21 protein-coding genes are annotated in these 21,839 nt (G+C 60.4%); 4 read left to right on the top strand and 17 right to left on the bottom strand.

Features of this window, described 5'->3' with window-relative positions; all coding sequences use genetic code 11:
* Positions 1 to 10: 10 nt before the first annotated feature.
* A complete protein-coding gene (locus tag SBP01_RS13315; RefSeq protein ID WP_320536073.1) occupies positions 11 to 1,606 on the bottom strand; it encodes an ABC-F family ATP-binding cassette domain-containing protein in 1,596 nt (531 codons plus the stop codon).
* Positions 1,607 to 1,768: 162 nt separating this feature from the next.
* A complete protein-coding gene (locus SBP01_RS13320; protein WP_320536074.1) occupies positions 1,769 to 2,350 on the bottom strand; it encodes a hypothetical protein in 582 nt (193 codons plus the stop codon).
* Positions 2,351 to 2,682: 332 nt separating this feature from the next.
* Here SBP01_RS13320 and SBP01_RS13325 point away from each other — a divergent pair, with 332 nt between their 5' ends.
* A complete protein-coding gene (locus SBP01_RS13325) occupies positions 2,683 to 3,792 on the top strand; it encodes a cytochrome P450 (RefSeq protein ID WP_320536075.1) in 1,110 nt (369 codons plus the stop codon).
* A gap of 1,241 nt (positions 3,793 to 5,033) precedes the next feature.
* Here the strand turns inward: SBP01_RS13325 and SBP01_RS19790 are convergent.
* The 8 genes from SBP01_RS19790 to SBP01_RS13355 form a co-directional block, all read right to left on the bottom strand.
* The gene (locus SBP01_RS19790; protein WP_414004227.1) at positions 5,034 to 5,201 is read right to left on the bottom strand and encodes a transposase; all 168 of its coding nucleotides are present in this window, start codon (positions 5,199 to 5,201) and stop codon (positions 5,034 to 5,036) included.
* Positions 5,174 to 5,440: a transposase gene (locus tag SBP01_RS19795; protein ID WP_414004228.1), complete on the bottom strand. Its 267-nt coding sequence runs from the start codon at positions 5,438 to 5,440 to the stop codon at positions 5,174 to 5,176. Before SBP01_RS19795 ends, SBP01_RS19790 begins: the two co-directional genes overlap by 28 nt.
* 316 nt (positions 5,441 to 5,756) lie before the next feature.
* Positions 5,757 to 5,966, bottom strand: a complete 210-nt coding sequence (locus SBP01_RS13335; protein WP_320536077.1) for a dodecin — start codon at positions 5,964 to 5,966, stop codon at positions 5,757 to 5,759.
* Positions 5,967 to 6,556: 590 nt separating this feature from the next.
* Positions 6,557 to 7,180: a hypothetical protein gene (locus SBP01_RS13340; RefSeq protein ID WP_320536078.1), complete on the bottom strand. Its 624-nt coding sequence runs from the start codon at positions 7,178 to 7,180 to the stop codon at positions 6,557 to 6,559.
* Between the two features lie 408 nt (positions 7,181 to 7,588).
* Complete coding sequence (locus SBP01_RS19800) at positions 7,589 to 7,882, bottom strand: SDR family oxidoreductase (protein WP_414004303.1); 294 nt, start codon at positions 7,880 to 7,882, stop codon at positions 7,589 to 7,591.
* Complete coding sequence (locus SBP01_RS13345) at positions 7,879 to 8,235, bottom strand: SDR family oxidoreductase (RefSeq protein WP_320536079.1); 357 nt, start codon at positions 8,233 to 8,235, stop codon at positions 7,879 to 7,881. The genes SBP01_RS19800 and SBP01_RS13345 overlap by 4 nt, the downstream gene beginning before the upstream one ends.
* Before the next feature lie 683 nt (positions 8,236 to 8,918).
* Positions 8,919 to 9,290, bottom strand: a complete 372-nt coding sequence (locus SBP01_RS13350) for a nuclear transport factor 2 family protein (RefSeq protein WP_320536080.1) — start codon at positions 9,288 to 9,290, stop codon at positions 8,919 to 8,921.
* 47 nt (positions 9,291 to 9,337) lie between these two features.
* Positions 9,338 to 10,408, bottom strand: coding sequence for an LLM class flavin-dependent oxidoreductase (locus SBP01_RS13355; RefSeq protein WP_320536081.1), 1,071 nt, complete (start codon positions 10,406 to 10,408; stop codon positions 9,338 to 9,340).
* 498 nt (positions 10,409 to 10,906) lie between these two features.
* On the opposite strand from SBP01_RS13355, the gene SBP01_RS13360 reads away from it, so the two are divergent.
* The 3 genes from SBP01_RS13360 to SBP01_RS13370 all read left to right on the top strand — a co-directional run bounded on the left by SBP01_RS13360 (position 10,907) and on the right by SBP01_RS13370 (position 14,366).
* On the top strand, positions 10,907 to 12,094 hold the full coding sequence (locus tag SBP01_RS13360) for a flavin reductase (protein WP_320536082.1): 1,188 nt from the start codon (positions 10,907 to 10,909) through the stop codon (positions 12,092 to 12,094).
* A gap of 333 nt (positions 12,095 to 12,427) precedes the next feature.
* Positions 12,428 to 13,372: an SDR family NAD(P)-dependent oxidoreductase gene (locus SBP01_RS13365; RefSeq protein ID WP_320536083.1), complete on the top strand. Its 945-nt coding sequence runs from the start codon at positions 12,428 to 12,430 to the stop codon at positions 13,370 to 13,372.
* A 274-nt stretch (positions 13,373 to 13,646) separates the two neighbouring features.
* Complete coding sequence (locus tag SBP01_RS13370; protein ID WP_320536084.1) at positions 13,647 to 14,366, top strand: EthD domain-containing protein; 720 nt, start codon at positions 13,647 to 13,649, stop codon at positions 14,364 to 14,366.
* 366 nt (positions 14,367 to 14,732) lie between these two features.
* Here the strand turns inward: SBP01_RS13370 and SBP01_RS13375 are convergent, their stop codons facing one another.
* The 7 genes from SBP01_RS13375 to SBP01_RS13405 all read right to left on the bottom strand — a co-directional run bounded on the left by SBP01_RS13375 (position 14,733) and on the right by SBP01_RS13405 (position 21,790).
* Entirely contained in the window at positions 14,733 to 15,671 is a 939-nt protein-coding gene (locus tag SBP01_RS13375) for a cytochrome b/b6 domain-containing protein (protein WP_414004229.1), read from the bottom strand.
* 12 nt (positions 15,672 to 15,683) lie between these two features.
* The gene (locus SBP01_RS13380) at positions 15,684 to 16,670 is read right to left on the bottom strand and encodes an electron transfer flavoprotein subunit alpha/FixB family protein (protein WP_320536086.1); all 987 of its coding nucleotides are present in this window, start codon (positions 16,668 to 16,670) and stop codon (positions 15,684 to 15,686) included.
* Positions 16,671 to 16,688: 18 nt separating this feature from the next.
* Positions 16,689 to 17,459 carry an electron transfer flavoprotein subunit beta/FixA family protein gene (locus SBP01_RS13385; RefSeq protein WP_320536087.1) on the bottom strand — a complete coding sequence of 257 codons (771 nt, stop codon included), beginning with the start codon at positions 17,457 to 17,459 and terminating at the stop codon, positions 16,689 to 16,691.
* Between the two features lie 204 nt (positions 17,460 to 17,663).
* Positions 17,664 to 18,860 carry an acetyl-CoA C-acetyltransferase gene (locus tag SBP01_RS13390; protein ID WP_320536088.1) on the bottom strand — a complete coding sequence of 399 codons (1,197 nt, stop codon included), beginning with the start codon at positions 18,858 to 18,860 and terminating at the stop codon, positions 17,664 to 17,666.
* Positions 18,853 to 19,737, bottom strand: a complete 885-nt coding sequence (locus SBP01_RS13395) for an acyl-CoA dehydrogenase family protein (protein ID WP_320536089.1) — start codon at positions 19,735 to 19,737, stop codon at positions 18,853 to 18,855. Before SBP01_RS13395 ends, SBP01_RS13390 begins: the two co-directional genes overlap by 8 nt.
* A 2-nt stretch (positions 19,738 to 19,739) precedes the next feature.
* Entirely contained in the window at positions 19,740 to 20,867 is a 1,128-nt protein-coding gene (locus tag SBP01_RS13400) for an acyl-CoA dehydrogenase family protein (RefSeq protein WP_320536090.1), read from the bottom strand.
* A 95-nt stretch (positions 20,868 to 20,962) separates the two neighbouring features.
* Entirely contained in the window at positions 20,963 to 21,790 is an 828-nt protein-coding gene (locus tag SBP01_RS13405; RefSeq protein ID WP_320536091.1) for a cyclase family protein, read from the bottom strand.
* Positions 21,791 to 21,839 lie beyond the last annotated feature (49 nt).

The following is a 21,839-nucleotide window of genomic DNA, read 5'->3' on the forward strand; positions in this document are numbered from 1 at the left end:
GCGCCGGGTATTAGCTCGCGTGCAGGTCAACGGCCCCGTGGCCGGAGTCTGCCGTGCTGAACACCAGCCTCCGGTTGGCGATCTTGTCCGTGAAGAAACGGTCGTGGCTGACCACCACCACGGCGCCCGGAAAGTGCAGCAGGGCGCGCTCCATGACCTGGGTGCTGGACAGGTCAAGGTGGTTGGTGGGCTCGTCAAGGAGCAGCACCGAGGCGCCGGAGAGCAGGCATTGGGCCATCGCCACGCGGGCGCGCTGGCCGCCGGAGAGGTTGCCGATTCTCTGCTTGAGGTCGGCTTCGGAAAACTGGAACATCGCCAGGAACCTGTTGACCGATTTTTTCGTCGCCGTCAGGGCCAGGCTGTCCGGCATCGCGTTCACCGCGTGGGTGACCGTGTCGTCGTCGTCCAGCTCCTCAAGCACCTGGTTGTACGAAACCATGCCCGCGCCCTTGGCCCAGGCCACCGTGCCGGCATCGGCCGGCTCCTCCCCCGTGAGCGCCCGCAGCAGCGTCGTCTTGCCGCTGCCGTTGGCTCCGATGACGGCGATCCGGTGGCCGCGGCCGATCTCAAAACTCAGATCGCTGAAGAGCGTCCTGCCGCCGTAGGCCTTGCCCAGGGATTCCACGCGGCACAGAACGTCCTTGACGTAGAGACCGCCGTAGATCTCCGTGATGATCTGGTCCACGGGCCGCGGCGCCCTGGACTTCTTGATGCGGGCCAGCTGGTTTGCCAGGCCCTTGCCAGCGGCCTTGGCAGCCTCGCGGCGGTCCGAAATGCCCTCGGCCTCGAAGGCCAGCAGCTCCGACTCGTGAACAAACTGGCTCTCCAGGCTTTTGAGCCGGAACTGTTTGGCAACCACGTATTCGGCGAAGTTCCCCGGGTACTCGTGGAGGTGGTAGTTCTCCACCTCGATGATCCGCGTGACAACGGAGTCCAGGAATTTCCGGTCATGCGAGACGATGATCGCCGCGCCCTTGAACGTCCTGAACCAGCTTTCGAGCCATTCGACGCCGGCAACGTCCAGGTAGTTGGTCGGCTCATCCAGCAGCAGGACGTCCGGGGCCTCCAACAGGATCTTCGCCAGCGCCGCCCGGTTCCGCCAGCCGCCGGAGAGCTCGTCGATGGCACAGGTGCGGTGGTGTTCGCTGAAGCCGAGGGTGGTGAGGACTTTATCGATGCTGCGCCGGTAGTCCCAGCCGTCCAAGTGGTCCATGGCCTCAAACAGCTCGGACTGGCGGTGGATCAGCTCATCCAGCCGGGCGGCATCGGAGGAATCGGTGGCGATGGCGGCGTCGATGCCGGCCAGCTCGGCTTCGATCGCCTTCACGTGCGCGAACAGGCCGTCAAGGACCTCTGAAATGGTGGACTCACCGTTCAGCTCTGAGAACTGGGAGAAGTACGCCAGCCTGGTGCCCAACTCGACGGCGACTGCGCCGGAGTCCGGTTCAACCAGGCCCTGGACCAGTTTGAGGATGGTGGACTTGCCGGATCCGTTCTTGCCGATCAGACCCACCCGGTCTCCGGCCTCGAGCTTGAAGAAGGCTTCGCGGAGAACTTGGCTTTTGTCGAAACTGACGTTGACGTCGTTCAGCCGGATCAAACTCATGGGTGATGTCCTCTTCAGATGCTGACTGATGGGCACGGAACGCCCTGCCGGTTTCACGATCGCGGCCAAATCAGTGGGTGTGTGGGGCGGTGCGGCAGGCTCACGTTGATCAAGGCACCCTGTCTGATCCTAGCGGTCTCCCGGGCGGAGAAATCCCCGGCCTCAAGAGGCCGCGTTGATGAACCCAATGATGATTGCGGTCCACCAGCACAGCTGGGAGATCATCAGGCAGGACACCAGATGCACCCGTTGACCGGCACTCAGGTCCGTGAACGCTGCCTTGACCGGCAACCGGGCCAGCCTCCGCATGAGGGGGATCAGCAGTATTCCGTTCAGGCTGAGCACCAGGATCGCCGCGAGTTTGACCTCGGTCAGGGGGTTGCCCAGGTGCGGGCCCAGGAACACGCCGGTGGCCAGCAAACCAACCAGACCACCCCAGATGAGGGGTGTTGCGGCCCCGTCGAGCCGGATGATCTCCGCGAGGTCCCGGCGGCCAATGAGCCAGAGGAAACCGTGCCAGTCGACCAGAATGATGGCGCCAAAAGCCACAACGAGGAACAGGTCGTGGACAACGAGGTCGATGCTTTCGGCCGGCCCGTCCACGTGGACCATGGTGGAGGACGCGACGGACAGCAGCCAGGCCACCACAGCGGCAACGGAAAGGGCGAATACCAGGCGTCGGGTGGACCGTTCGGATTCGCGGTGCCGCCGGATGGTGCGTCGGCTGACCGGGATGTAACTCATGAGATACCTCTGCAAGACCCGCCGCAGGCAGCCGTCCCAGCACGGCCCCGGGGATAGCTCCAAGATAGCCCCGCCAATGGCCGCCAGCAACAATATTGTGAACTGGCGTCCCTCCGGAGGGGCGGAGTCAGCGGGCCGGGGCGCCCCGACGGCGGCCTGCCGAAGGCTAATGACCTCGGAGCCTGCTTTGGATAAAATCAGGGTTCAACGCTCAGTCGGCACAAACCCCGGCGTCTGCCTGGCCGACGGAGCCCAGGCGCGCAGAGAGGCCGGCCATGGACTTCCTCCAGTCCACTGAAGATCAGCTCGACCCATTTCCGCACTACCAACGAATGCGGAAAATAGCCCCCGTCTTCCATGACGAACAAACGGGAAGCTGGCACGTCTTCCGGTATGACGATGTGCAGCGGGTACTGTCCGAATTTGCGACCTTCTCGTCACGCATGGGCGGTGACAACGGATCGGGCAGCGGACAGCTGTTCGCCTCCAGCCTGATCGTCACCGATCCCCCAAGGCACCGGCAGCTACGCTCGCTGGTGACCCAGGCCTTCACGCCCAAAGCAGTGGATGCGCTGACACCCCGTATCCAGGGGCTCACGCACGAACTACTTCAGGGAATTCAAGCCCGCGGCAGCGCGGACCTGATAAAGGAATTGGCGTACCCGTTGCCGGTCATTGTGATCTCCGAGCTCATGGGCATCCCGGCCAAGGACCGTGAGCGCTTCAAATACTGGTCCGATGTGATCGTCAGCCAGACCCGGACCGGGTCGGCCACGGAGGAGCACTACGCCGCCAACACCGAGATGACGGAGTACTTCCTGGCCCTGATCGATCAGCGCCGCAGCCGGCCCGGCAAGGACCTCATCAGCGTCCTGCTGTCCGCCGAGATTGATGGCCAGAAACTGACGGTGCCCGAACTGCTCGGTTTCTGCGCTCTGCTGCTCGTAGCCGGCAATGAGACCACCACCAACCTGATCGGCAACGCCGTCCTGTGCCTCACGGAGAAGCCCGGCACCATCGAACGCCTCCTGAGGGAGCCCGCGCTGCTTCCCCCGACCATCGAAGAAGTGCTGCGCTTTCGGTCGCCGGTCCAGTCCATGTACCGCATGACGGTGGCGGAGGCTACCCTGGGCGAGGACGTGATACCCGCCGGCGCCCCGGTCGTGGCGTGGATCGGCTCCGCCAACCGCGACGAGCGGCACTTCGAGCGTCCGGCCGAGTTCGACGTCGACCGCGGGCAGAACAGGCATTTGGCCTTCGGCCACGGGGTTCACTTTTGCCTCGGCGCACCGCTGGCCCGGCTCGAAGCACGGATCGCACTGGCGGCCCTGCTGTCCCGCCTGCCGGGACTTAGCCTTGTTCCTGAGGCCCGGCTGGAACGCATGGAAAGCAGCATCGTTTACGGGCTGAAGGAGCTCCGGGTGAATTGGCAGCAAGCCTGATCACAACGGAAGCAGGAGTCCGGAGCAGTGGCCTTAACGGCCTGAATTGTGGAGCTAAGGAGATTCGAACTCCTGACCTCTTCTCAGAGGACAGTGCATTTCATTGGTTGCCAAGGCATTCCGTTGTGTTGATAATCCGCTGAATCTAGGCGTTTTTGGAGCGATGGGCATTCGTTGACATGTCACCGTATTTCATCATTTCCGTGGGGTAGACGTGTGGCAGACACTGCCCCGGCCGGGGACGACTGAGTGACTCAGGAGAGTGCCGTATCCCGGACTTCCTCCCAGATGGTACTGACCATCGAAGATCGAACTTTAATCCGACCGTTGATCCCCAATTTAGGACCGTATGCCTACCGGTAGGACGGGAAGGCGCGGTGTTGCCCGTAATTTTGGGTTCTGCGATCTACGCTGGCTGATGAATACTCGTCCTTTGTCGTTGATTGGGGGTGAGCAAAAGGTGATCAGGTGAAATGCTGGCGGTTGTAGCGGCGTCCTTGCCCGTTGTGAAGAGTCCTCCGCTCGATCAGTAATTGCGAACCCTTATGTCGTTCAATTGCAGACGTTCGGCCAAGCGAATGACCGACGGCTGACTCTTGAGGGACTCGAACAGTCCCCCGTGGCGTGCGGCCTGTCCGAGGTCCAGGATCCGATCCAGTTCGCCACACTGCCTCCCGAGCCGGGACTTCTCTTACTTGACGAAATCGTCAATATCGGCGATCGAAACTGGGCGGGGGAGGTACGCACAAGTGGCCACGTGTGTGGCTTGCCAGTCTTGTTGGCGAATTGCCAAACGATTTGGCGACTCCTTCCAGCTAGTTGGCGGAGCGCTGGTGAGATCGCCCGAAAACGTGCACATAGTGATCTCTGGATCGGGTCGTCGCTTGGCATCGGCGCCGGAGACCAAGCCCGAACGACCCTGAAGCCGAGCCTTTCGCCAACTCCGATGGCAACGCCAGCTGGCGGCGCTCTGTTCGTACGGGCGCATACTTCGGTCCGCTCGCCTGCAACGTTGCTAGCAAGGGACAGCGCGATTTCCCCGCCGCGATTTCCCCGCTAGGAGACTGCTGAACAAGACGGTGTGGGGCGGGCGGGACGCCACCAATGGGCCGTCTAGCGGCGTGTTAGGTCAGCACCCTTGGGTGCGACAACGGGGTCATCCCACCCGCTTGGTTTTATTCTGCCCCTGATATGGGGCATGATCCAGTGGATTTATCGTTGGGCCGGGACCGGGCGGTGGATTATGCCAGTGCCCATGATCCCTTATATGTGGTCAGTCCGAGGTTGAGGAGTCGTCGCAGGTTCAGTCCCGCGATTCGCAGTTGCAGCCAGGCGTTGTTCCGGCTGATGCCGCGGTGCCGAACGCGTCGGTTGCCACGGGTTAGCCAGGCGATGGACCGTTCGACCATCGGCCGGTGCGTGCGTAGTCGTCCTGGAAGTCCGGATCCGTGGCGCGGTGGCGGTGTTCGCGCTGCAGCGCGTCGTGTTCGTGGAGAACGAGTTTGCGTCCCCGCGGGGAGGCGGTGCACCGGGCCCTGAAAGGACAACCGGCGCAGGCGACGCCGAACGTAACCCGCCGTTTGGCCGTAATGGCGCGGGTGAGGTTGTTCGGACAGGTCGCCGTCTGCCTCATCAACGGTGAAGTCATCGAGGGTGAACCCGCCGTCGACGGCCGGGCGCAGTGGCCATGGTTTGATCACGGGGGTGTGGTCGGTGCGGGCGAGAGCGGCGAGCATTTCCCCGGAACCGTAGGCTGAGTCGGCCAGGACGTCCACGCCGGTGTTGGCGATCGTGGGGTCCATGCCGATCAGCCGGGCACCGACGGTTCCGTCACTGTTCTCCGGTCCGGAGGCCTTCGTCAGCTCACCGGCGGTGATCAGCCCGGTGTCGGGCTCGATGTCGTACGGGGCGCGGAACAAATCATTGTGGGGGCGCCCACAGGGACGCGGGCGCCCCCAGTTTGGTCAGCGTTCCAAGCGGAAGCCCAGTTTGATGGTGACTTGCCAATTCTTGATCTGTCCCTCCTCGAGGTGTCCGCGGATTTCCTTGACCTCAAACCAGTCCAGGTTGCGCAAGGTCTTGGATGCTTCCGTAATGCCGTTACGGACTGCTTCGTCGACACCTGCTTCCGAGGTGCCGGCAATTTCCGAAATGCTGTACGTGTGGTTGGACATGAGTACTCCCTTAGATTGATATGGCAGCCCCTGATGGAGCGTTTGGAACTCTGAATGAGAGCGATCTCTATAGGGAGACCGCGCTGAGGCTACTCGCCGAACATGAGGCTAGATAGAAACGTCTCCAGCATCGGACTCGGGGCTGGACTGAACAGCTGGTCATCTTGGTAATACCCTTCCCAGGGAAAGCAAGTCATTGCTCCCGTACCACGAGGTTCCGGGTCCTCATCTTCGTCGACCTGGCGTGCTAGCGCTTCTGAATCGCTCCGGGCGGGAACCAGGGCACCCCAGACCTGGCGGTCTGCGCCAACGCCTAATTCGCATTCTCGGGCCATTCCTGTCCGCTGCACAGTCGTTCGCTGCTCAGTAGGAACGCTGCGGGAGAACTCAAATGTTGCAATCAATAGTGACTCCTCATTCGTTTTTTTGAAGCCTTAATTGTCCATCATTCGGCCGGGGCGATACTTTATTCCACCTTTCCACGTCCTCGGCTCTTTTACGAGGTGTCTGTAGGGATAACAAATGCATTTTTTAACAATAGAATAAAGCGGTCTCCGGTTGTGCTTTGCCGAGATGTTACTTTCAGGCCACTAAGGTGGATTGCGAAGGCGCTGTGTCGGGATACCCTCCCTGTCGAACGTTTTCATATCCGCGGGGTTCTCATGTGCTTTACCAACGTCGAACGAGTCAAGGGCCCGAAAAACGGATCCGCTGTAGAGGCATTCGGCAAGTGCGAAGAGATTGAGGCCCGCTGCCAGAGACCCGGGCGCAAGAGTTATATCTTCTGACAGTGGTCCGAAAAAACCCTGGGAGGCTCCGAAGGAGTGCTGCCAGGACCCCCGTGACCGGCTGACAGCCTTCTGAAATGAAGTTGTCCCTGAAGTGAGGCTGATCAGGAAACGTGATTCGGGGTCACCATCAACGAGGTCGATAGCCTCAGCAGGACCAATGCTGGACAGCCGATGAATAATTTCGGCAATCACATCGCGGGGCCATGTTGGATCCAGGACCACGCACTGCCTTTCCCCGGCAACGGCGGCGCAAAACCGCACAACGAAGACGATTGCGTTGTTTCGTTCTAGAACTGTCAGGGAATTTTCCGGAACGATCGCTTCTGCGGCTGCTTCAAGTTCGGACCAGCTTGATCCTGTGGACCAGATAGCGACGGCTGGAGAATCGGGGCACTCCAGCGCCCATTTTCTGAGTTTGTTCAAAAAGGGCACGATTAAACGCCGCCAGCCATTTTTGTGCTTGGATCCTCATTGGTCGACAGTCCTACAGCCAGCAGAGACTCCCGGGTAGGGTATTTCCAGTTCAGGAATGGAAGCGGAATTCCCAGTCTCTCGGATACCATCGCATGGCTTATTCCTCCCTGCCCATAAATCTGCACCACATCGTTGATGCACTGGGCAAGCGCCTCGCTACGGCGTTGGTCGCGCAACGCGAAAATCTCTTCAGCCGAGCGGCGGGCCTTTGTCCGGCCCTCTTTCCATCGTGGCCTCATAGCCGTCCACCGCCTACGTTCAAAAAAAGGTATGCAAACTTCTACACCTGAAAGGGAATGCCGGAATTCGCTCACGCCTGGAACACCCGCGACAGCACTTCTCGATTTCAACCGGGTGCTAACAGGCCGCGTTTACGCCACCGTCGATGTAAAACGCTGAACCTATGGCGAATGATGAAGCATCCGAAAGTAACCAAGCCGCCATTTCTGCGATTTCATGCGGCTCCCCCAGTCGTCCGATGGGTTGTGCGGACTCAGCTTTAGCCTTGACCTCCGGATCGGCGAAGGCCGCGGCAGCCAGAGGGGTCAGCGTTGATCCCGGCACGATCGCATTGATGCGGATGCCATCGCGGTCGTATTCCAGGGCAGCCTGTCTCGTGAGGCCGATTGCTGCGTGCTTGCTCGCACCTATGCGGGCAAGTTCGGATAGGCGATTGCTCCGGCCGTCGACGAAGTGTTGACGATGGCTCCTCCCCCTGCCGCAAGTATTGCTGGGATCTCATACTTCAAGCAAAGAAATAAGCCGTTGAGGTTGATGTCGAGGACCTTTTGCCAATCCTGGTACGAAAAGTCCGCTACGGGTCCGCCCGGGCCGATAATGCCGGCGTTGTCGAAAGCTCCGTCCAGCTTCCCGCATGCGGAACTTGCCTCCTGAACCAGTGATTGCACGTCGAACTCATCTGTAATATCGGCCCGCGCGAACTGCGCGGTCCCGCCGGACCGCTGTATGGACTCGACGGTTCCTTTTCCACCCTGCTCGTTCACATCGACGACCGTGACGAGCGCGCCTCGGCGGCGATTAGAAGCGCAGTTTCCTGGCCCATGCCGCTGCCTCCTCCCGTGACAATGATGCTCTTGCCTGTGAGATCAAGTCGCGCATACCCGTTACTAAAATCCATTTCTTCCTTTCAAAACATATTGACTTCGGCATCCGGCCCAAAGTGCGGCTCCACCGTCCAGCAAGCAGATCGATTTTCATCGTCCACGGGCCACTCAGGCCCTTCGTTGGGCGAAAGTGGCTCGGGTCGCGTTATCGCCTCGCACTGCAATGTGGATCACTTCATCACTGTCGTCATAGAGGCCGGCCCATGGGCTCGCTTCCAGATGGCAGGCGAGGGTGGGCCAACCGACCGTGTTTGCCGGGTTTGAGTTGGAAACCGAAGTGCTTCGGGCATCTTTGTGCGGGGTGTGAGTGAACATGGGTTCTCCGTCGGGGGCTGCCTGAGACTTATTTGGATGCTGCAAGAGATGCGGCTGCATGCAACAGTCTTAATGCCATGTCCGGCTGTATCGGGCCCAGTCCGGATGAAACAGTGGCACTAGCGATGTCGTCGATGGAAGGCGTGCTGAGCGCCTTCCATCGACGACGCCAAGGGCCTGGTACTGCAACCAGTGCCCGGAACCTTCGATGTCCCCAATCCGGCCGTCGAACAGGATGGCTATTGGGCTTATCCGTAGTCTTCGTACTTGGTGACTTTGCCGTCGACAACTGTGAAGACTGTGGCGAGGTCAATCCGGATGCTCGCCCCGGCCGGGCCGAAGGGGGTGTCGACTTTGTTTGTTCCCGTGAGAGTGTGCTGCACAACGACGCGGTCACCGTCTGCGATCAGACCGGTCCGCTCAACGAGTGCCCGGTCGGGAATGAGGTCCGGTGTTCCTTTGTACAGATTCATGGTGGCTTCGCGGCCCTCGGTAACGAATCCGCGGTTGTGGTGCGTGAGGTACACGTCCTCGGCCAGGAGGGATTCGAGCTGTGAGAAGTCGAAATCGTTGTAGGCCCGAATGTACTGCTCAACTACTTCGGTGGCTGATGTGGTCATGATGTGCTCCAGTTTTGATTTGTATGTGGTTTGAACTGCTGGCCGTACTAGGCGATGTCTTTGACCTTCGGCATGACTTCCTTGCCCAGCAGTTCCATGGAGTTGTTCCATACTTCAGGGGTGTCCATGTAGTCATAGCTGTATGGCATGAGAACGCCGAAGCCGCCAACGCCTTCGTTGAATTCGTTGATCTTTGCCGTCACAGTCTCCACCGATCCCACAATCCAGACGTTGTCCGCCAGGTACTCCAGGTCGATGTCCTGAGGATCCATTCCCGGGTGCTTGATCAGTCCGCCGAGGATTCCGAATCGCTTGTAGACCGGCAAGATGTACTCGGCCCATGCCTGGCCCATGCCGCCCTCAATGGCTGCCTTACGGGCCTCCTCGTCCGTCTCGCCGACGAAGACGTCGCGCACAACGTGGTGGATGGATCGGTGTGCATCCCTGCCGGCGCCCGCGGCAGCTTCGCTGTAGGTAGCCCAATGCTGCTTGAGAAAGTCATCTCCGGCGTAAACGGACAGCGGCATGAAGCCGCGTTCCCCGGCGAACTTGATGGAGGGGGACTTGGCGCTCAGTCCGGTGACTCCAATGTCAACTTTGCCTCCGTACGGCCGGACGTCACGATGGGGGTGGCTCGGATCGTTTTCCGCCACCGACGCGCTCCAGTACTTTCCTTTGTAGTTGAAGGGTTCTCCGGACCAGATCTTTTCCATGATTTCAAGAGACTCTAGTTCCATCTCGTGGTTCTTGGACATGTCGGTGATGCCGCGGATGGCTGCGTCATCCGGGTAGGCGCCTGCCCCGACACCGAGCACGTAACGGCCCTCGGTTACATGGGTCAAAAAGGAGACCTGCAGTGCCAGGCTTCCGGGCTGGTGGTAAGGCAGCAAATGCGCTCCGGGACCAAGACGGATCTCTTCGGTTTCCAGAGCGGCCGCTGCAATGACGAGTTCAGGGTTGGGAATCGACTCCCACGCCTGCATGGCGTGCTCCCCGATCCAGTACTCGCTGAAGCCAGCCTGGTCGGCGGTCACTGCCTGGTCCACGGCCCACTTGAACACCTCCTTGGGCGTTCGGGACGGTGGAACGAAGGGAGTCTGAAACATGGCGACCTGCATTTGAGCTCCTTTGAACGAATGAGTAACTTGGACCAAATCTAACGACCGTCTGTTTTATTGTTGTGGCTTGGGCCACATGTGTCAAGGCGCCTGCCGCGGCCTGCTAGAGGTCTCTCCGCAGCATGCGCGACGCGGCATCCATGCGGTTGGCACGCTGCGGTAGGCGCCTGGTTCGCGACCCAAGGTGGGGCCTCGTGCCGTCCGTCGAGCTCACTTACCCATCGGGGCGGGGAGCCACACGGTCTGCACCGTTGAATTCCCGCTCCGAGCAGAAGCTCGACACTCCTGGCCCCGGAGGGCTGGCAGAATGGGGCATTGACTGTCACGACCCGCGCCACATACACTAATCTTCCAACCGATTGTTTGGTGGAAGTCGAAACCTTGCCGGCGGTCGCAATAACCATCAGGTGAATCGGGCTATAAGGCCGCGACAGAATTCTTCATCTGAAACTGCCCCCTCTATATCAGGTTCAATCTCAGTCAAGGAGGACTAGAGTCATGGAAAATTCAGTGGCAACGATCGACCCACTTCGGTTTCGATCGGTAATGGGCAATTATCCGACCGGAGTGACCTCAATTACTTCGCTCGATAGAGAAGGGCAACCCGTTGGGATGACAGTGGGAACCTTCACCTCGGTGTCACTAGACCCACCGCTCGTGGCGTTCTTGCCGGACAAGAAGTCGACCACTTTTCCCAAGATCCGGGAGGCAGGGTACTTCTGCGCCAATATCCTTGGCGCGCACCAAGAGTCTGTTTGCCGGAGCCTCGCCCGAAAGGGTGCCGAGAAGTTCACATCTATAGATTGGGTGGAATCCGAGTTCCAGACCCCGCGTATTCAGGGATCGATCGCCTGGATTGAGTGCGACATCGTAGAGGTCTACGAGGCAGGCGACCACTACATCGTAATCGGCGCGGTCAAGGAGCTTGATTCAGCCGATTCACGGCCCCCGCTGTTGTTCTTCCAGGGTGGCTACGGCCGATTTGCTTCCATCTCCCTCACAGCCCCCGCTGAAGCTGACCTTCTCCAGCCGCTACGACTGGTGGATCAGGCCCGGGAAGAGATGTCGACAATCGCTGAGGACCTCGGCGTAGAGTGCTTCACCTCGGCGGCGATCGGCACGCAACTTGTCCTCTTGGGCAACGCGGTTGCTCGGTCGCTGGACGCTCCAAGCCACCAACGCCTTGGCCAGCGCATGCCCTTCAATGCTCCATTGGGATTGCCCATTATCGCGTGGAGCGATGATGAACAGATCAAGGAATGGAGCGCCCGGAGCAACGGTAATTTTGACCAAGCCGGCATTCGAGAAATGACCCAACGGGTCCGTTCCCGTGGCTGGTCCGTGGTCTTGCGCAGCGACGAGCAAGTGCGATTCGAACGTGCGATCAACGACCTACCCCTCAAGGGTGCAACGCGCGAACAAACCGATGAGCTCCTCGCGGCGGTGCAGGCACTGAACCTGGAAGGGTACGAACCGACCGACATTCGCGACGACGAAGAGTACCGGGTTCGATACATCAGTGCGCCCGTGTTCGGCGCCGACGGGGACGTGGTGCTTATGCTCAGCTTGTACCAGCTGCCCAACCGGCTGTCCGGTCGGGAAATCGCCCGCTATCGGGACCGCCTCGTCGAGGGCGCGCAAGCCGTTACTGCCAAGCTCAGTTCAGGTGCACCGGGTTTCGAATGACGTCCTGGCGCGTGGTCTAGACACCTTGCGCACGGCACCGCGGGCACTGGACCCACGGCCCCAGTCACCATCTGTGGGCCGATGACCAGCAGCAGCCAGCCCCTCCCCAGCAGGGAGTTGATAGCGCTTACGCTGCCAATCTGATGGCCTCCCCGCTGCCCGCCGCTCATAAGCGCAACTCGGGCTCGAAGCCCGACGTTCCCCTCTCTCAAGACGCATGCTTCCGATTCGGGTCCGGTCCGCGGTGTCTCCGAGTAAATGAATGAACGATGTACCCGGCGGGCAACTTGCACAGTCCGTAAGTACAAAGGTCCTCATATGGGAAAGAGACTCATGAAAAACGATGTTCGACTCGACGGTCAGGTCGCTGTCGTCACAGGCGGCGCCCGCGGCCTGGGCCGTGCCTATGCCGACCTGCTCGCGGCACGAGGGGCACAAGTAGTTGTGAACAACCGGATACGTTTAGGGACTGAGAGCGAACGTCCGGTAGCAGAGATTGCGGCCGAAGCGATATGCCTCAAGGGTGGTTCCGCTGTGGCGAATACCGCTGACATCGGCACGCAAACCGGAGCCGCTTCGGTGATCGAGTCCGCGTTGGAAGCCTTTGGCAGGATCGATATTCTCATCAACAACGCCGGCATCGTTCACTTCCAGCATTTCGAAAACTATCCCCTGGAGGAGTACCGCGAGATGCTCGCGATACAGTTCGAATCCACCTGGCATATCACTCAGGCCGCATGGCCCCACTTCTGCGACCAAAATTATGGCCGAGTGGTAAATACCGTATCGCGTGCCGCCTTCTTTGGTGACCCACAGGGTGCTGCATATGCGGCCAGCAAAGGGGGCGTATACGGTTTGACACGCGCTCTCGCGGTTGAAGGACAATCCCACGGCATCAAGGTCAACGCCATCTCCCCCACGGCGTGGACCCCGCTGTACTCGCGCGCCCCTGACGTTTCGCCGGAACGGCGGAAGATGCTCGAGGATGACTTCCAGCCTGACCGGGTTGCACCAGTGGTGGTCGCCTTGGCTCACCGTTCCGTACCCTTCACCGGTGAGGTCATCGGCGCAGCAGGAGGGCATGTCAGCCGCATTTACGTCACGCAAACCCGAGGGGTTCAACTGGACGCCTCCGTTTCACCTGAGACGATCATCGAGAGCTTCCCTAAGATTTGGGACGAAACGGAGTCTGCTCCGATGGGGCTCGTCGTGGCCGACGCCCGAGGAAGCGGGACGCCAGTCACCGAAAATCCGTTCTCTTCTAAACCGATCATCTGAGTGCCTCACGTCCCTCCAACCGCCCCCGATACCCGCGACCACCACTGTGCCCCGGGGCTCTCCGCAGGGCCGCTCCACTGCTCCATCGACGCTGGACGCTCGACGCTCGACGCTGGACGCCGCATTCTGCAAGCGGATGGATGCGCCCGATATCAGACGTTCGTGCCCATCCCGCTCGCCCGCTCGACCTCTCTGACTCCGGCAGAGCCTGATCAGAAAATGTCACCGAATCCGACGTGCCGAAGGAAGGATCCCTATTTTGGAGTGCTGCAGAATGGCGTTGCTTTCGCCGCGTGAAGGGTTGAGTCGGAACGAGTTCGAAGAGTATTGGCTGCGCCGGCATGGTCCGCTCGTAGCAAGGACCCCAGGGTACGGCCGCTATCGCATTCACTATTCCCAGGATCATGTGCACGCACAGGGACCCTGGGGCGGGCCTTTCAGCTATGCGGGACTCGCCCAGGTCCTGGCTCCCGCAACGGCCGAAGTCCCGCCCAGCTTCTCGGAGACACCGCAGTTTCGCGACCGAATCCTGCCCGACGAACAAAAGTTCTTGAACAGGCAAATCAGCGTGGCCTTCGCTGTTGATCAGGTTCAACTCACGCAAGGTCACGGAGCCCACAAGGTGGTCATGCTATCGGCTCCTGGTTCCGGCCTCGGTACGGAGGAGATCCGCTTTGAGTACCTGCAGCATTACCTGCCCGAAGCCGGCGGAAATCGGCTTTTGGCCGCCCAGGTGGCCGGCTGGACGGTCGGTTTCGTCACCAGCCCGCTAGCCAGCATGGACGGGACCCAAACCAGCATCCTAGAATCCTTCATCTGTGTTGAAGAAGTCTGGTTTGCGACTCGCCAAGCGATGATGGCCTGGGGTTCGGAACTGACCTCGGGCCCTGCGTCCGTCGTTCGTCGTCGGATGTTTTCAGAGGAGGCCTCCTCATCGTTCGTATCTCGTGAGTACGTGTTCTTTCGCGACGGTAAGCCAACCGAAATAGCATGAGCAGATGTTGGCGGCCGTCGTCCGTTTGTTGCCGGCCTCTCCATGCATGGTCGTCTGCCCCGGTCTGCTGACGCCCGATCGAGGCATTTTTACCGCAGGGCCCGCAGCCTGCCTGTATAGTCAAAGAGCGGAGGAGTGCCTGCTGGAGCGGGTGGCTAATTTGAGCCCGACACTGCACACTGGGACCGCCAAAGGCCTGCGTGACAATCGGTGGGCGATTAATGAGCCGGAGTCTGGCATCGAAATGGCGTGGGATCCCGCAAGCGACTTTGGTGACAAAGAGCCTATGATTCTGAGTCGACCGGCTCCTTCTTCGTTGTTCGGTCTCGAATGTAGAGCGCCAGGGCCCTGCCCTGGCACTACACGCTACCTGCTGACTTTGCCCGTGAGATTGGCAATGGGGCGAAGGATGAGCGGCCGCGAACCTACCCATGCAATCGCCATGATGACTACAGACGCGGCGAAGAGCCAAAAGCCAAGCCAGGACGACGCGGAGGACTCCGCAGCGTACATGTGATTGAGGTTTCGCAGCGCCCCTGTCGTAAGAACCAGGGCAACATGCACGATCACAAAGCCGACGAAGAAGAACATGACTGGAAGGTGGACGGCCCGTGCAAGTTCGATTGGGTAGGCCCTGTTGAGCTTTTCCGTGCTCTTTGGCCACAGCGGGGACATCCGCACGCCTGTCAGGGCGGCGAGGGGGGCAGCCAGAAACACAATGGTGAAGTAGGCCAGCATTTGGAGACTGTTGTAGTTGACCCAGCCGTTCTCCGTGGGCCAGTCCAGGGAAAGGTACTGCAGCGCGGCCGACAGTGCGTTGGGAAACGCTTCCCAGCTGGTCGGCACCAGCCGGACCCAGTGGCCGCTGACGGCCAAAAGTACAGAAAAGACCAGTCCGTTCAGCAGCCACAGGATGTCGACGGTGAGATGGAGCCAAAGGTCAAGCGAGATCTTCGTCGGCGGGTTCTTGGTCCGTATGAACCCCTTGTTGTTACGGGTCCAATAGGCAGGGGGGCGGGTGACCGTTCGCACGCGCCACCCGGACTTGATGATGAGGACAAGGAAGAATGCGTTGAGGAAGTGCTGCCAATTTAGCCAGGCGGGGATCCCGACAGGCGATCCGGCCGGCAACGGTGTCTCGCCGGGATAAGTCCTGAGGAAGTCCTGGACCGCGGGAAAGTCTCTTACGAGCCGCGCAACCAGCACGAGTGCGGCCAATGTGAGCACCGCGGCGGGGATGATCCAGACAAGAGGAAACCACTTGCTCTTCGTCATTTGAGTGTCTTTCTTTACGGGCCAGAGCATGAGGCTGCCTGTCTAGACTTGTTGTCTCTGGCGTTCGCCGATTGCTTGAATAAGCTGGGGCACGATCGTGAAGACATCCCCCACCACGCCGTAGTCGGCGATATCAAAGATCGGCGCATCCTGGTCCTTATCGACGGCGACAATGACTTTCGAGGTCTGCATCCCGGCCCGGTGCTGGATTGCGCCAGAGATCCCAAGTGCGATGTAGAGGTCGGGCGAAACAGTGATGCCCGTCTGTCCCACCTGTCGAGTCTGGGGTGCATAGCCGGCATCAACGGCAGCGCGCGAGGAACCCACGGCTGCGCCAAGCGCGTCGGCCAGCTGTTCGACGAGGACGAAGTCATCCTTGGAGCCCAGGCCCTTACCGCCGGAGACGACCTTTTTTGCAGTCCGAAGGTCGGGCCGACTTGAGGTCTCTCCCGTGGCGTGCACGTTGCCCAGCGCGGCAGCTCCGGCTGGATCAACGCTCACGGATGCCGTTGTCACCTCCGGGGCCACAGCGGTCACAGCGGAGGCTTCGAAGGCGCCCGGGCGGACTGTGATGATCATCGGAGCGCCACCGTTTGCAGAGGCCTCCACAACGAAAGATCCTCCAAAGACCGAATGAGTCGTCGTGAAAGCGTTGTCGCTCTTCGTGATCGCAACGACATCGGCATTGACAGCAGCGCCGAGGCGAACCGCAGCCCGGCCAGCGATATCCTGACCGTCGTGAGTGTGTGAGAGCAGAATCGCTTGCGGGTCGAACTGGTGTGCCGCTTGCGTCAGGCCTTCAAGTTGGGGTGCGGTCAAGGCGGTGTGGGCGTGTTCATTTTCGGCAATGAAGACCTTCTCGGCTCCAAGGGCACCCAGCTTTGTTGCCACTGCCTCCCCGGCGCCTGGCGGTACGGTAGCCACTGCCACGGGAATTCCCCATTGGGCGGCCGCTGAAATCAGTGCTTGCGTGTCTCCGCGGACGTCCCCCGAGGGAGAGATGTCGGCCAGAATCAAAATGTGGGACATGGTGGTTCTCCTTAGGACCTAGAGCAGGCGGTTCTGTGCCAGAAATTCGGCGAGGTCGCGGCCGGCGTTGCCGGAGTCGACGATCTTGATGCCGCCGCTGCGTGCCGGCCGTTCACGGGATGAGACGATGACAGAAGAAACGGGACGTGCGGCATCGACGCCGAGTTCGGCGAGGGTAACTGTCGTGTAGGGCTTCTTTTTTGCACTCAGAATTCCCTTAAAGTTCGGGAATCTTGGATCGGGCAACCGTTCCGTAATTGATGCCACGGCGGGAAGATTCGCTGAGACCTCCACCATGCCACTGTCTGCGCCTCGAACACCCGACACCCGGTTCCCGGATATTTCGATGGATTCCAGGAACGTCACGTGGGGAACACCGAGGTGTTCAGCAACCATGGCTGGGATCATGCCTCCCCTGCCATCGGTGGATTCGTTACCGGCAATAACGAGGTCGAAGCCCTCATTCTGGATGAGAACGGACAGCGCTTCGGCGGTCAGCAGCATGTCAGCGCCGCGCAGGGCCTCGTCTGCCAAGTGAATGGCTGAGGTGGCGCCCATGGCCAGCCCCTTGCGCAACGACTTGGACGCGGAGGACGGGCTCATTGACACGACTATGACCTCCGTCGACTTGTCCGATCCCTTGATAGTGAGCGCCGCCTCGATCGCGCGTTCGCCAATCTCATCCAGCACGGGATCGACGGACTCCCGGTCAACCCTGCCGCTGGCAGGATCCAACTTCCGCTCACCCCAGGTGTCCGGTACTTCTTTCACAAGAACAAGGATCTTCATCGTCCCCGCCTTTCTATGCTCGAAGATTGCAGCCCCTTCAGGCTGTTGACAGCCGCCGGGCAGGTATCCCGAAGTCTCAATGCTTCGTCTAACCAGTAAAGCAGCAGGGACACCATTTAGTCAACCATCCGTTTGGTAGATTCAGCGTTCGGGGATGGCTGGCACACAATGGTGCGCCGACTGGCGAGCCTGATGCTGATGGGCTTAGGACAGCCGTTCGATGACCATGGCCATCCCCATGCCGCCGGCGACGCACATAGTTTCAAGACCGAACTGCTGGTCGCGGGCAACGAGCGAATTCATCAGCGTTGTTGTGATCCTGGCCCCGGTCATGCCGTAGGGGTGACCGAGTGCGATGGCACCACCGTTGACGTTCAGCTTTTCGTCGGGAATCCCAAGTTCGCGTTGGGATGGAAGCACCTGCGCAGCAAAGGCTTCATTCAGCTCGAACTGGTCGATGTCGTTGATTGTCATCCCTGCCAACGCCAAGGCCTTACGGGAGGCCTCGACAGGACCGAGTCCCATGATCTCCGGAGACAGTCCGGAGGCGGCTGTGGAGACGATCCTGGCCAAGGGAACGATACCGAGCTCTCTGGCTTTGGTGTCGCTCATCAGTACCAGAGCTGCTGCACCGTCGTTGATGCCGCACGCGTTTCCTGCGGTAACTAGTCCATCTTCGCGGAAGATCGGGGCAAGCGCGGCCAGGCCTTCCAGGGTCGTGCTGGGCCGGGGAGCGTCGTCCTTTGCAAGGAGGGTGCCGCCCGGAAGCGGGACCTGCGTTATGTCCTTTTCCCAGAATCCTGCGACTCTGCTGGCCTCTGCCTTGCGCTGGGACCAGTAGGCGAATTCGTCCATATGCTCACGGGTCACCCCGTACATGCTCGCGACATTTTCAGCGGTTGTTCCCATGTCCATGTAGAGATTGGGGCTGCGGCGCTGGTCCCGAGGATCTTGCCAGATGCCGTCCTGCCTCATTCCTTGGCCGGTTAGGAGGGGGTTCCTCGCTGCCTCGGAATCAGGATTCCCGGGAGTCAACCGGGAGACGCTTTCGACGCCGGCGGAGACCATCACATCGGCTTCTCCCGCCCGGATTGCATGGAATGCCATTCGTGTCGTTTGCAGACTGGATGCGCAGAAGCGGTTGACTGTCGCACCGGGGACCCCGTCCAGGCCAAGCAGCACAGCAACCGCACGTGCGATATTAAAGCCTTGCTCGCCACCGGGAAGGCCGCAGCCGACGAGGATGTCCTCGATCAATGCCGGGTTCAGGGCGGGAACCTTGTCCAGGGCACTGCGAAGGATATGCGCGGCCAGGTCATCGGGGCGGACTTGGGTCAAGGAGCCCTTGAATGCCCGACCTATAGGTGACCGTGCGGCGGAAACAATGACGGCTTCAGGCATCGTTCAGGACTCCTGCAGCGAGTTCCCGCAGCGTTGTGATGTGCCGAAGTGAGAAATGCAGGCCCATTTCCCAGGTAAAGCCCAGGCCGCCGTAGGTCTGGATGGAGAGCTGGACGGACTTCAAGCTCTGGGCGAAGGACTGTGCGACGGCCTGCCGCGTGCTGGCGTCGTCAAGACTGGCCCAGATGGCCGCGGTCTGCGCCACTTCAGCAGCGATGTGTGCATTGGCCAAGTGGTGCTTGACGGCCTGGAAGCTGCCAACAGGCTTGCCGAACTGTTGCCGCTGTTTTGTGAATTCAATAGCCTCCTGAAGCACCTTCGCTGCCCGGCCGGCCGCCTCAGCGGCCCAGATGACGGCAAGCTCGCGGCGTGCTTCCGCGCTCAGACTTGTCGTTCCCGGGGATGACGCCGCAAGCAAGCTGGGTGCGAAGTCCAGCGGGTTTCCCCCCTCAAAGGCGCGGACAGGGGAACCATCGGCGACTGAATCAATGATTGAGATACCGGGGACCTGGCCGAAAGGCACGAAGCCCGTTCCGTTTGGCAAGGTGCGCACCGGAACGCTCAGCGTCACCGGACCCTCCGCTTCGGCCGCGGCTACTGAATGCCGTTTCACCGCCAGGCTCGTTACCAGTGGAAGCTGAATGAGGGTCTCGCCCCACGCCCCGGCAATCTCAACGAGGTCTCTGAGGCTGGTGGAGTCCTCGTCCTCAATGACGCCAGCCAGATCCCACCCAGCGTCTCCGAGGACCTCCCAGGCAACCGGGGGCTTTCCTTCAATGTACGTGGCGATGGTGGCGCCGGCCGTAGCCTTTGTCATCGCATCGCGAATCGCCTCGGCGACGGCGATACCGATTTCGCCGGCAGCTGTTTTAACCATGCTCATCGTGGCAGCCCCAGAATTCTCTCGCTAATGATGTTTCGTTGAATTTCCGAGCTGCCGGAGTAGATGGAGGCTGCCCGTGTCTCGAGGTACTGCAGCCGCCAGTGTTCGACGTTGGTGGCGTCGGCTGTTTCGAGTCCTAGTTCGGCGATCTGTTGCCACAGTTCGCTCCACCAAAGCTTCAGCACGGAAGCGGCCTTGAGGAACTCCGCGGAATCCTTGTCGTAGTCGATCGATTTCATGACCTGCCACCGAATGAGCTCGACGCGGGAGTCGTAGTCTTCGAGCTGCCGCTGGTACTCAGGCAGATGACCGATGGCCCGCTGGAGGCTATCCATGTCAGCGCGGATCTCCACGTAGCGGCTCGCGGCTTCCACGCCGCCACGCTCGTTGGCGAGAACGGTCATGGCGACCTTCCACCCGTCGCCTTCACCGGCAACCCTGTCCTCGTCGGCCACAAACACATTGTCAAACTGGACCTCGGCGAAGTGCGTCAGTCCTGATGACTGCCGGATCCCGCTGATGGAAACCCCGGGCTGCTTCATATCCAGCAGGAACATGGTCAGGTTCTTGTGACGGGCAGCTGCCGGGTCGGTCTGGGCCAATAGCAGGCAACGGTCGGCGACACTGGCGAAGCTGGTCCATATTTTCCGGCCAGTGACAGCGTATCCGCCGTCCACTTTGACCGCACGGCACCGGACACCTGCAAGGTCGGAGCCGGCATCCGGCTCCGAAAATCCCTGGCACCACACTTCGTCACCGTTGAGGATCTTGGGAAGGAAGCGCCCGAGCTGGTATTGCGTCCCGTGAGCGACAAGGGTGGGCGCGGTAAGAATCCGGCCGATACGCGCCAGTCCGTCAGGAGCCTGGGCTCTGCCGGCAAGGTCCGCGAAGATCACTTCTTCGGCTACGTCGAGTCCCTGACCACCGAACTCCTTGGGCAGCGAGAGGCCAGCGTACCCTCCGCGGTGCAACTGCCGGTCCCACTCACGGCGGATCTCGTAGCCCTCCTCTTCGGTCATGACGCTGCGGTGTGTGCGCCAGCGTTCCGGGACGTTCTCTTCCAGCCATTGACGGGCGGCCTCAGCGAAGCCCTTCCGCGATGCAGTTTCAGTTTCTGTCGGCATGACTTCCTTGTCGTTAGAACTAACCAAACGATTGGTTGCTTACGCTACCATAGCGGCGTGGTGAGCGGAAGGCTTTGGTCTTCATCCTGGGTGGCTTAAACGATTGCCAGGGGGCGGACCGGAGAGCCGGTCCCCCCGCCTATCCTCAGCGGGACCGCGAGGAAGGTGAAGTCGGTGATTCCCGCCTCACCCAAAGCCTCGAGGTCCATGGATTCCATGATGGGAATTCCGTTCTCCACCAGGTTATGAACGTGCACGGGAAGGTTGATGATCTTTGAATCAGGTTTGTGCTCGTAATTCATGGTGTCAGAACCCGTGGCGGTGATACCCCGCCGGCTTAGCCATTGAGCACCGTCCAGAGTTACTCCGGGCAATCCTGTCGACAGGCCGATGTAGCGTTCCGGGTCGTGCCAGTATTTCATCCAACCCGTCCGCACGAGGACGATTGATCCCTTCTGGGGTGCCGGCTTATCCGCGAACCAGCGCTCAAAGACCTCTGCTCCGATACCGTCGGAGGGCGTAAGGTCCCTGCCGAACAGTTTCGGCAGATTGACCAGATGGCCCCTCCCAATCATGGGCAAGGTTTCCTCAATGCTTCCAACATCCAGGCCCGCATTGCCGTCCGGCCCCGTAGCAACGCTTCTTTCGCCGTACACTTTGCCGTCCTTGGAGACGTGACCCAGGGCGTCAACGTGTGTGCCCACATGGGCTCCCATGGAGATCATTTCCATAGCCGCTGACACGCCGCCCTGGTATCCGTGGCCGCCATGTGTCTTTGCCATGGCAAACGAGTAGGGCGGGTGGTGCGGATGGCGGGCCATGCCGTTTTCCAGTTTCACGGCCAGGTCGAAGACCCGGACCCGTCCCTGGATTTGGATGTCAATCTCCATTTCGGCGAAGCCGCCGGACCAGTTAGTCAACATAATTCCTTTCGTTGCAGTGAATACGTAATGATGCGAAGCAGCTACCGGC

It is taken from the genome of Pseudarthrobacter sp. IC2-21, from assembly GCF_034048115.1.
In the GTDB taxonomy this organism is placed as follows: Bacteria; Actinomycetota; Actinomycetes; order Actinomycetales; family Micrococcaceae; genus Arthrobacter; species Arthrobacter naphthalenicus.

Coding starts and splice junctions, on each gene's coding strand:
- SBP01_RS13405 (WP_320536091.1), bottom strand. CDS start 21,790: ATGTTGACTAACTGGTCCGGCGGCTTCGCCGAAATGGAGATTGACATC.
- SBP01_RS13375 (WP_414004229.1), bottom strand. CDS start 15,671: ATGCTCTGGCCCGTAAAGAAAGACACTCAAATGACGAAGAGCAAGTGG.
- SBP01_RS19795 (WP_414004228.1), bottom strand. CDS start 5,440: ATGACTTCACCGTTGATGAGGCAGACGGCGACCTGTCCGAACAACCTC.
- SBP01_RS13365 (WP_320536083.1), top strand. CDS start 12,428: ATGAAAAACGATGTTCGACTCGACGGTCAGGTCGCTGTCGTCACAGGC.
- SBP01_RS13315 (WP_320536073.1), bottom strand. CDS start 1,606: ATGAGTTTGATCCGGCTGAACGACGTCAACGTCAGTTTCGACAAAAGC.
- SBP01_RS13325 (WP_320536075.1), top strand. CDS start 2,683: ATGCGGAAAATAGCCCCCGTCTTCCATGACGAACAAACGGGAAGCTGG.
- SBP01_RS13355 (WP_320536081.1), bottom strand. CDS start 10,408: ATGCAGGTCGCCATGTTTCAGACTCCCTTCGTTCCACCGTCCCGAACG.
- SBP01_RS13395 (WP_320536089.1), bottom strand. CDS start 19,737: ATGGTTAAAACAGCTGCCGGCGAAATCGGTATCGCCGTCGCCGAGGCG.
- SBP01_RS19790 (WP_414004227.1), bottom strand. CDS start 5,201: ATGGTCGAACGGTCCATCGCCTGGCTAACCCGTGGCAACCGACGCGTT.
- SBP01_RS13390 (WP_320536088.1), bottom strand. CDS start 18,860: ATGCCTGAAGCCGTCATTGTTTCCGCCGCACGGTCACCTATAGGTCGG.
- SBP01_RS13360 (WP_320536082.1), top strand. CDS start 10,907: ATGGAAAATTCAGTGGCAACGATCGACCCACTTCGGTTTCGATCGGTA.
- SBP01_RS13335 (WP_320536077.1), bottom strand. CDS start 5,966: ATGTCCAACCACACGTACAGCATTTCGGAAATTGCCGGCACCTCGGAA.
- SBP01_RS13385 (WP_320536087.1), bottom strand. CDS start 17,459: ATGAAGATCCTTGTTCTTGTGAAAGAAGTACCGGACACCTGGGGTGAG.
- SBP01_RS13320 (WP_320536074.1), bottom strand. CDS start 2,350: ATGAGTTACATCCCGGTCAGCCGACGCACCATCCGGCGGCACCGCGAA.
- SBP01_RS13370 (WP_320536084.1), top strand. CDS start 13,647: ATGGCGTTGCTTTCGCCGCGTGAAGGGTTGAGTCGGAACGAGTTCGAA.
- SBP01_RS13380 (WP_320536086.1), bottom strand. CDS start 16,670: ATGTCCCACATTTTGATTCTGGCCGACATCTCTCCCTCGGGGGACGTC.
- SBP01_RS13400 (WP_320536090.1), bottom strand. CDS start 20,867: ATGCCGACAGAAACTGAAACTGCATCGCGGAAGGGCTTCGCTGAGGCC.
- SBP01_RS13350 (WP_320536080.1), bottom strand. CDS start 9,290: ATGACCACATCAGCCACCGAAGTAGTTGAGCAGTACATTCGGGCCTAC.